This window comes from Pseudomonas donghuensis, from assembly GCF_000259195.1.
Taxonomy (GTDB): domain Bacteria; phylum Pseudomonadota; class Gammaproteobacteria; order Pseudomonadales; family Pseudomonadaceae; genus Aquipseudomonas; species Aquipseudomonas donghuensis.
Genome location: NZ_JH650758.1, coordinates 193,425 through 202,369 on the forward strand (window position 1 = coordinate 193,425; position 8,945 = coordinate 202,369).

General features: G+C 63.8%; 6 protein-coding genes and 1 pseudogene. All 7 read left to right on the plus strand.

What is annotated here, in order from left to right; all coding sequences use genetic code 11:
- Positions 1 to 8 precede the first annotated feature (8 nt).
- The gene (locus UW3_RS0105470) at positions 9 to 2,957 is read left to right on the plus strand and encodes a serine/threonine-protein kinase (protein ID WP_010221286.1); all 2,949 of its coding nucleotides are present in this window, start codon (positions 9 to 11) and stop codon (positions 2,955 to 2,957) included.
- Positions 2,957 to 3,673 (plus strand): ABC transporter ATP-binding protein, encoded by a 717-nt coding sequence (locus UW3_RS0105475; protein ID WP_010221287.1) that lies wholly within the window; start codon positions 2,957 to 2,959, stop codon positions 3,671 to 3,673. Before UW3_RS0105470 ends, UW3_RS0105475 begins: the two co-directional genes overlap by 1 nt.
- The gene (locus tag UW3_RS0105480) at positions 3,673 to 4,875 is read left to right on the plus strand and encodes an FtsX-like permease family protein (protein ID WP_010221288.1); all 1,203 of its coding nucleotides are present in this window, start codon (positions 3,673 to 3,675) and stop codon (positions 4,873 to 4,875) included. The genes UW3_RS0105475 and UW3_RS0105480 overlap by 1 nt, the downstream gene beginning before the upstream one ends.
- Positions 4,868 to 6,607, plus strand: a complete 1,740-nt coding sequence (locus UW3_RS0105485) for a formylglycine-generating enzyme family protein (RefSeq protein ID WP_010221289.1) — start codon at positions 4,868 to 4,870, stop codon at positions 6,605 to 6,607. The genes UW3_RS0105480 and UW3_RS0105485 overlap by 8 nt, the downstream gene beginning before the upstream one ends.
- Before the next feature lie 81 nt (positions 6,608 to 6,688).
- Positions 6,689 to 7,648: a type VI secretion system-associated lipoprotein TagQ gene (tagQ, locus tag UW3_RS0105490; RefSeq protein ID WP_010221290.1), complete on the plus strand. Its 960-nt coding sequence runs from the start codon at positions 6,689 to 6,691 to the stop codon at positions 7,646 to 7,648.
- 77 nt (positions 7,649 to 7,725) lie between these two features.
- The gene (locus UW3_RS0105495) at positions 7,726 to 8,631 is read left to right on the plus strand and encodes an Ssp4 family T6SS effector (RefSeq protein WP_010221291.1); all 906 of its coding nucleotides are present in this window, start codon (positions 7,726 to 7,728) and stop codon (positions 8,629 to 8,631) included.
- Positions 8,628 to 8,945: pseudogene (locus UW3_RS26555) on the plus strand (hypothetical protein); the annotation flags it as partial. The gene UW3_RS0105495 and the pseudogene UW3_RS26555, both read left to right, overlap by 4 nt.

Sequence of the window (8,945 nt, forward strand, 5' to 3'; positions counted from 1 at the left end):
CCAAGCACATGGACAAAGTGATCCCCGGATACGACATCGACGGCGAGATTGGCGAAGGCGCCATGGCCACCGTCTACCTGGCCACCCAGCGCTCGCTGGAGCGCAAGGTGGCATTGAAGGTCATGGCCGCGGCACTGGCCGCCGACCCGACCTTCTGCGAGCGCTTCCTGCGTGAAGGCCGAACCCTGGCGCGGTTGTCGCACCCGCACACGGTGACCATCCACGACATCGGCAATGTCGGCGAGCTGTACTACATGGCCATGGAGTACCTGCCCAACGGAACCCTCAAGGAACGCATTGCCGCCGGGGTAACGCCGGAGCAGGGCCTGTCGTACATCCGCCAGATCGCCTCGGCACTGGGTTACGCCCACGCCCAGGGCCTGGTGCACCGTGACGTCAAACCGGCCAACATTCTGTTTCGCGCCGATGGCACCGCAGTGCTGTCGGACTTCGGCATCGCCAAGTCGCTGGATGACCGGACCCAGTTCACCCAGGCCGGTTTTGCCGTCGGCACCCCGAGCTACATGAGCCCGGAGCAGGCGCGCGGCCAGGAAATCGACGGCCGTGCCGACCTCTACGCCCTGGGCGTGGTGTTCTACGAGATGCTGGTTGGCAAGCTGCCGTACAGCGGCAACGATGCGCTGTCGACGGCGCTGGCGCATTTGACCGAACCGTTGCCGGAGCTGCCGATCGAGCACGGCCGGTATCAGGAGATCCTCCGTGGCTTGCTGGCCAAGGACCCGGCCGAGCGCTACGCCGATGCCGAGACGCTGCTGGCGGCGCTCGATCGCCTGCCAGCGCAAGAAGCTGACAGCACCTTGATCCAGCCGCTGCCAATTACCAGCCCGGTGACGCCTGTAGCGGTGCAGACTCCACAGCTGCCTCCCGCGCCAACACCGGAACCGATCGCCAAGGCATCGCCACCGCCGGCACCGCGCAAGCGTCCGGCGTTGGCCCTGCTCGCCATAGCCGTCGCGGCCGCCCTGGGCCTGGGCGGGGTGGGCTATTGGAGCATGAGTGGCGATGAACAGGTCGTTGAGGCGCCGTCGGTGCAACCCCCCGCGCCGGCGCCGCAGACGCCCGTAGCCGCTAGCAACGACGGTGATCGGCCGCTGCTGATGGCCGGCAAGAAAACCCTGTTCCAGCGTGTGCTGAGCAAGCCTGGCGCCCAGGTCGTCAGCCAGCCGGGCGCCACGCCCAGCGATACCCTGCCGGCCTTTACCGTGCTCTATGTCTACCAGCGCCAGGACGTCAACGGCAGCCCCTGGCTGCAGGTCGGCACCGCCAGTGATGGCCGCCGCGACGGCTGGTTGCCAGCCTCCCAGGTCAGCGACTGGAAGCAGAGCCTGGTACTCAAGTTCACTGAACGCTCGGGGCGCGCGCCAGTGATGTTCCTGCGCCAGGCCGAGGAGCTTGAGCGCTTGCTCGGCGATACCTCGGCCGCTCGCAGCGAGCTGCTCAAGGCGCAGAACAACCCGGACGAAGTACCGCAGGTGATGGCCCTGGAACCCAGCGCCAGCGCCGTGCCTCAAGACCAGTTCTACCTGATGCCGATCTTCGAGGCGCGTGAGAGCTTTGACGAAAACGGCCAGCCGCTGCAACTGCTCAATGTCGCCTCCATCGACCCAGGCAGCAGCGCGCGCAGCAGTGAACCCAAGGCCGCCGGCATGGCCACCTCCAGCGATGCCTTCCGTACCGCCGTGGTGCTGGTGGTGGATACGTCGGTGTCGATGCAGCCCTATATCGATCAGGTGCGCCAGGTGGTGCACGAGCTGCATGGACAGATCTCGCGCCGTGGCGAGCTGGATAACGTCAGCTTCGGCCTGGTCGGCTTTCGCAACAGCACCACGCGCACACCGGCCCTGGAATATCTGACCAAGACCCTGGTGACCCTGGACCAGGGCCGCGACCCCGAGCGTTTTCTGAAGCTGGCCGAACAGGTCAAGGCCACCAACGTCTCCAGCCACTCGTTCAACGAAGACGCCTTTGCCGGGATCATGCAGGCGGTCGACGGCATGGACTGGTCCGGCTATGGCGGTCGCCTGATCCTGCTGGTCAGCGATGCCGGCTCCTTGCGCAAGAACGACCGCTACAGCAGCACCCAGATGAACGAAGCGGAAGTGCGCCAGGCGGCCCTGAGCAAGCAGATCAAAATCTACGCCTTGCACCTGCGCACCGACGCCGGCAAGAAGAACCACGCCTACGCCGAGCAGCAGTACCGGGTGTTGACTGCCGATGCCAACCCGCAGATCGGCGATCTGTATGTGTCGGTGCCCGGTGGTGATGTGAACAAGTTCGGCGAGCGGGTGCGCGAGATCGGCTCGAGCTTCGCCGACCTGGTTCATCAGGTGCGCAGCAACCAGGCGCAGCCGGTGCCGCTGTTGGCCGCCTCGCCGAGCGTTGCAGATAAATCAGCCGCCATCGGCTATGCCATGCATATGGATTTTCTCGGCCGCAAGAGCGCCAGCCAGGCCCCGCAACTGGTCAGCGCCTGGACCTCGGACCGCGACCTGACCAACCCGGCGCTGCCAACCCTGCAGGTTTGCGTGATGCTTACCAAGCTGCAACTCAACGACCTGCAACAGTCGCTGAAACTGATCGTTGATGCCGCGCGCAAGACCCGCACTTCGCCCAAGGATTTCTTCCAGGAAATCGCCAGCGCCAGTGCTTACATGAGTCGCGACCCGGCCGCCCTGCGCAAGGGCGCCAACCTTGCCGAAGGCGGGGTGCTGGGCGAATACCTGGAGGGCCTGCCATACCGCAGCAAATCCCTGAGCATGACCCAGGACCTGTGGTTGTCGCTCAGCGTTGCCGAACAGGAGGATTTCATCGACGAGCTGGATTCGAAGATCCGCCTGTACGAAACCTTCCACAACGACATGGCCAACTGGGTGCGCTTCGGCAATGCCGAGCCCGGTGATGCCTTGTACCGTGTTCCGTTGTCGACGCTGCCGTGATGATCAAGCTGCACGCGCTGCGCAAAACCCGCGGCCTCGGCAGCCAGCGCTACAGCCTGGAGATCGAGCGTCTGGAGCTGCGTGCCGGTCAGCAGCTGGCGCTGGTCGGCCCCAGCGGTTGCGGCAAGAGCACCTTGCTCGACCTGCTGGCGTTGGTGCTGCAGCCGGATCAGGCCGAGCGCTTCGTGTTCAGCACCGACTCGCACACCTACGATGTCCAGCAGCTGTGGCGTGAACAGCGTCAGGACCGGCTGGCGCACCTGCGCCGCCGGCACCTGGGTTATGTGTTGCAAGCGGGCGGCCTGCTGGGCTTTCTCGACGTGCGCAGCAACATCGCTCTGCCTCGTCAGGTACTTGGCCTGGGCGATGACGGCAGCGTGCAGCGCCTGGCCGAGCAACTGGAGATTGACGACCAGCTCGACAAGAAGCCGACAGCCTTATCGGTCGGCCAACGCCAGCGGGTCAGCTGCGCCCGTGCCCTGGCGCACAACCCCGACCTGCTGCTGGCCGATGAGCCGACGGCGGCCCTTGATCCAATCAATGCCGAACGGGTGATGCAGCTGTTGCTGCGTCAGGCGCAAGCGCGGCAGGTGGCCTGCCTGATCGCCACCCATGATGAGGCGCTGGCCCGCGATGCCGGCTTGCAGGTGTTGCGCATGAGCTGCCGCCGCGATGCCGACGGTGGTGTGACCGCCACGCTGGAGGGCCAGTCGTAATGCGCCCGATGCTGATCGCCGCCCTGGCTTGGCGGGACTACCGCAACGACGCGCGGCTGTCTGCCTGTAGCGTGTTGGCGCTGGTGGCGGTGATTGCGCCGTTGCTGGTGCTGTTCGGCCTGAAGTTCGGCCTGGTCAGCAGCCTGACCGAGCGTTTGCAGCGCGACCCGGCGGTGCGGGAAATCATCCCGTTGGGCGGTGGCCGTTTCAGCGCGGGTTTCGTTGCCGAGTTGGCCGAGCGTCCGGATGTGGCCTTTGCCTTGCCGCGTACCCGGCAAATTGCCGCGACTGCTGATCTGGTGCTGTCTGCCCGCAAGGTGGTGGTGAACGTCGAGATGATCCCGACGGCGCTCCGCGACCCGCTTCTGCAGGGGCTGCAAATCCCCCACGGCATCGACCAGATCGTCCTCAGCCGCACGGCGGCGGAGAAGCTTGGCGCTCAGGCAGGCGACTCGCTTGAGGCGTCGTTCAGCCGCCAGCTGGCCGGGCAGATTCAGGCTCAACGCACTACCTTGAAGGTCTTGGCCGTATTGCCGGTGGAAGCCTTCGAGCGTGACGCCTTGTTCGCCCCGCTGGCGCTGCTGGAAGCTGCCGAAGACTACCGCGATGGCCGTGCCGTACCCGCCTTTGCCTGGGAAGGGGAGACCAAGGCCGGCGAGGCGCAACGGGTCTACCCGGCCTTTCGCCTGTATGCGCGCAACCTCACCGATGTCGAGCCGTTGCGCCGCTTCTTTGCCGACCGCCAATTGCTGGTTTCAACCCAGGCCCCGGCCATTGCCCAGGTGCAGTCGTTGAGCCGCAACCTGACCCTGGTGTTCTGGATCATTGCCGCGCTGGCAGTGGCTGGCGCGTTCGCGGCTATCTGCGCCGGCGCCCTGGCGGCGGTCGAGCGCAAGCGCCGCGAGCTGTCGGTGTTGCGCCTGCTCGGTTTCAGTACTTGCGCCTTGCTGGCCTTCGTCGTGCTGCAGGCGCTGTACAGCGGTGTGCTTGCCGCCGTCATTGGCGCTGCGCTGTACGCCTTGGCCGAGAGCGGCCTCAACCAGTTGTTCATGCAGATGCCCGGTGAGTACGCCAGCCATCTGCTCCCGTCGCATTACCTCGTTGCCTTGCTCGCTGTGCTGTTAGCCAGTGCGGCCGCTGCCGCCCTGGGGGGCTGGCGCGTGGCACGAATAGACGCTTGTGAAGGAATTCGAGATGTTTGACCGCCGCTTACCCGCCCTGGCGCTGATCGTCGCCGCCCTGAGCCTGGTGTCCTGTGCCCAGGCCGAGGACGAGCCCAAGCCTGCCAGCAACAAGCTGGACAACCCCAAGCCGCTGGCTGACGACATCAGCCTGCCGTTGCCGTGCGACGGCGAGATGGTCTTCCGTCATGTCTATGTGCTGGCCCAGGGCAGCCTCGATGACCGGGAAGTGAACCTCGGCTACCCCTTCAGCGAAGGCGAGGCGGGCTACAAACAGTCGTTCATTTCCGGTTATCGCCGCGACTTCATCAACGGTCAGTTCAGCCTGCAGGACCTCTCCGCCGACTGGAAAAAACGCATCGGCCCGAGCTTGCCGAAAACCGACGCCGGCAGCCCGCTGAAACCGATGATGTACTTCATCGGCAAGTACGAAGTCACCGCCCGCCAGTACGCGCAGGTGATGGCCCAGGCCCAGTCGCTGGCCAGCGGCGAGCCGGCGCCGGCCTGTGAGGCGCCGACCGGCATGGCTGCGCGGTTGCCCAAGGTCAAGCTGTCGCGTTTTGAAGCCGAGCGTTTTGCCGCGGTCTACAGCGCCTGGTTGATGAAAAACCACCGCGACCTGCTGCCGGTCAGCGGCCGTGGCAAGAAGGCTGAAGATGGCGGTATCGGCTTTGTGCGCCTGCCGACCGAAGTGGAATGGGAGTTCGCTGCCCGTGGTGGCTCTGCCGTCAGTCGCCAGGAGCTGGAAGGCCGGCTGTTCCCGCGACGCCTTGAAGGCAGCGAAAGTGATGGCCCATTGGCCGACTGGGCGGTGTTCAACCAGGTGGCTGGCGGCACCGGCCAGGCTGCGCGCCTGACCCCGATCGGCACCAAGTTGCCCAACCCGTTGGGGCTGTTCGACGTTGTCGGCAACGCCGCGGAAATGGTCCAGGAGTCGTTCCAGCTGGTGCATGCCGGGCGCCGCCAGGGTGCTTATGGCGGCTTCGTGGTCAAGGGCGGCAACTACTTGGAAGGCGAGGGCACGCTGTTCACCGGCATGCGCCGCGAGTACCCGCTGTTCGGCGCCGATGGCACTGAGCAAAGCAATGAAACTACAGGTTTCCGTGTCGCCATCGGCGCCCTGTCGGCCCCGCGTTCGCGTTATGAGGAACTGTTCGAACAGTGGCAGAAAGAGGGCCGCCTGGCCTCGCTGACCGATGCCATCGACGACGCCCAGGACCCGACCAAGCGTCTGGACAGCATCATCGCCGCCAGCGCCGACCCGCGCCTGCAAGCGGAGCTTGGCCTGGTCAACGAAGAGCTCAAGCGCAACGTCTCGCTGATCGCCCAGCAGCGCGAAGAAGCCGCCGGCAACCTGATCCAGTCGGCGGCCCTGGTGGCCGAAACCATCAACAACTACAACATCCGCCTGACCAACCTGCAAAAGACCCAGCAGCAGGCCAAGGCTTCCGGTGACGACACCAGCGCCAAGCTGTTCGCCGCCGCGATCAACAACGGCCGCAGCGCCCTCGACGGCGCCGTGGCGATCTACATCGACAACCTTGCCACTGGCACGCGCTACACCGATGCGGTGATTCAGGCGCAGTTCCAGCGGGTCAAGGAAGAACTCAATCGCAAGCCGGTACTGGGCAAGAGCCTGCTCAGCCGCGCGACCCTGTTCGTCCGCCATGTCGGCGACTACCGCCAGCAACGGCGTGCGGACCCGGCGACGATTTTGAAAGAACTGCTCGCATCAGCCGCTCCGCAACCTTGAGCGGCTGTCGGGCGAGCATCGTAGTGACCGGGGCGACATGAGGTTGTTCCGGGCGTGTCTAAACAGAGAGAGAACCTGACCATGCTTTCAACTCGCAAGCCCTTCTTCACTGCTTCCAACGGCCGGGCCGCGCTGCTGCTGGCGGCCGGTTTCAGCACCGTCCTGCTGACTGGCTGCGCCAGCTCGCCGGCGTCCAAGGTCGGTGCGACGACCAAGGTCGAGTACTACCCGAGCTGCTACGAGCCGGTCCAGCACCTGCGCGCCACCGATTCGGACATGACCAAGTCGGTCGCCACCGGTGCCCTGATCGGTGCCGTCGGCGGCGCCCTGACCGGCGCCCTGACCGGCAACTCCGACACCCGTGGCCGTAATGCCGCCATCGGTGCTGCCGGTGGTGCCCTGGTCGGCGGTGCCGCCGGTTACTACACCGAGCGCCAGAAGCAGATCAGCGATGACAACCAGCGCATTGGCTCCTACGCCACCGACATCAACAAGAGCGCGGTCGACATGGACCGCAGCACCGCTTACGCCAAAGCCTCCCAGGCTTGCTACCAGCGTGAGTTCAGCAACCTGATGGACGGCCGCAAAGCCAACAAGATCAGCGACAGCGAAGGCCGCAAGCGCCTGGCGGAAATCATCGCCGGCCTGCAGGAGTCGAACAACCTGATCACCGCGGTCAACGGCCGTCTGGGTGAGAACCTCAACAACTACACCCAGGCCTACGAGCAAGACCTCAAGCAGGTCGGCGTACAGCGTAACGACGTCGTGGTGGTTGCCGAAGCCGAAGCGCCAGTGCTGGCCACCGGCAACGCCAAGAAAACCACCACCGCCAAAACCAAGACCAAAGCCCCGGCCCAGGCGAAGAAAAAGCTGCCAGAGGTGCCGAAGGAAGCCGTTGCCACCGAAAAGACCCTGCAGGACGCCAACGCCAAGAAGGCTGAAAGCCAGAAGGTTGCCAGCGCCGGCCAGAGCCAGGTCAACAGCATGTGCAAAAACCCTGACATGGGTGACTGGGCGCCAGTGCCTTGCCCTAACGTGTAAGGCCTGAGCAGCAGCGTCGCCCGGCCCGGCAGTAACAGGCCGGGCGGCCTGCTGTGCCGTTTCAAGGAAGACCGTAGATGAGTGAGTTGCTCAGCCGACTGGATAGCAATCCGTCGCAGTTTTTCGCCAGGCAGCGCATCGAAAGCCGCATCAACCTGCCGAAACTCTTCGCTGCCATTGATGCCGACCCGGGCATCGTCGGTGCGGGGGTGGTGTATATCGATGCGGATTACAACGTGGTTACCCTGCGTGAGTTTCAGCCGATTTGCAGTGTGTTGCCCAAGCGGGTGATTTTGCGTGAGGCCCCGAAGTACCAGGCTCCTGCGCAATTCATGCACCAGTTGCAGAACAATCCACGTGAGTCACGGGTGGTCAAGGAGGCGGTCAACACCACCTTGTCTTGTACCGGAGCAGTTCTTGGCTGGATTGTTTTGTTCAGTGGTTCGATAGCCGTGCCATTTACCGGCGGCACGAGTCTGGCATTGAGTTACGTGGGCGGTGCGGCGGCACTCGCCAGCTCCGGTCAATGCATTGTTGGGATCGCCAGAACCTATAACGAGATCAACAACCCATCCGACAACGACGAAATGGACCAGAACGTCTGGTTTCAAGCAGTCATGCCGGTTCTGGATGCTGTCTCATTGCTTGGCGTAGGTGCTTCCGGTCTGAACACGGTGAAGTACCTGCAAGTGCGCAAGGCCGCCACTGGCAGCAGTTGGTATGAGCTGACCAAGACCTTGAGTCGGCAACAACGCAAGTCACTGACCAAAGAATTGTTGTTGATCAAACACCCGTCACTCACGGCCAAACAGTTGAAACTCAAACAAAGCGCAGGCGAGCTGGTCAAGCGCTACACCCCTACCGAGTTCAAGCACGCGACACAGACCCTGATCAAGGATTCGCTCGGTGCCGCCACGGGCCTTGCGGGTAGCAATACCGTGCAGACAATCGCGGTGGGCTTGTATGAGGAGCTGGCGGAATGAATCAAAATTCCAAACTGAAAGATTTTCTAGCCCGCTTTTTCCCGACGTTCCTTTGCACTTACTTCCTCTCCTGTCTTGCCGTAGGGTGCACGCTTTCGCTGGTCTGGAGCACTTATCTGCTTAGCGCTGATATTCGCTCATTTCTGATGACTACAGCGATTGTCACTGTCATCGTTACTGGCGGGCACATCGCCGTTGTCAGAGGGCGTCCCTGGGGTTTGTGGGTGGTGGTTGGCGTATTTCTGGCTTGCCTGTTCATCGTCTTGCCTACGTATGGCTACCGGCCTCATCCGTTCTCCTACACGACGGGTATT

Coding starts and splice junctions, on each gene's coding strand:
- UW3_RS0105475 (WP_010221287.1), top strand. CDS start 2,957: ATGATCAAGCTGCACGCGCTGCGCAAAACCCGCGGCCTCGGCAGCCAG.
- UW3_RS0105470 (WP_010221286.1), top strand. CDS start 9: ATGGACAAAGTGATCCCCGGATACGACATCGACGGCGAGATTGGCGAA.
- UW3_RS0105480 (WP_010221288.1), top strand. CDS start 3,673: ATGCGCCCGATGCTGATCGCCGCCCTGGCTTGGCGGGACTACCGCAAC.
- UW3_RS0105485 (WP_010221289.1), top strand. CDS start 4,868: ATGTTTGACCGCCGCTTACCCGCCCTGGCGCTGATCGTCGCCGCCCTG.
- UW3_RS0105495 (WP_010221291.1), top strand. CDS start 7,726: ATGAGTGAGTTGCTCAGCCGACTGGATAGCAATCCGTCGCAGTTTTTC.
- tagQ (WP_010221290.1), top strand. CDS start 6,689: ATGCTTTCAACTCGCAAGCCCTTCTTCACTGCTTCCAACGGCCGGGCC.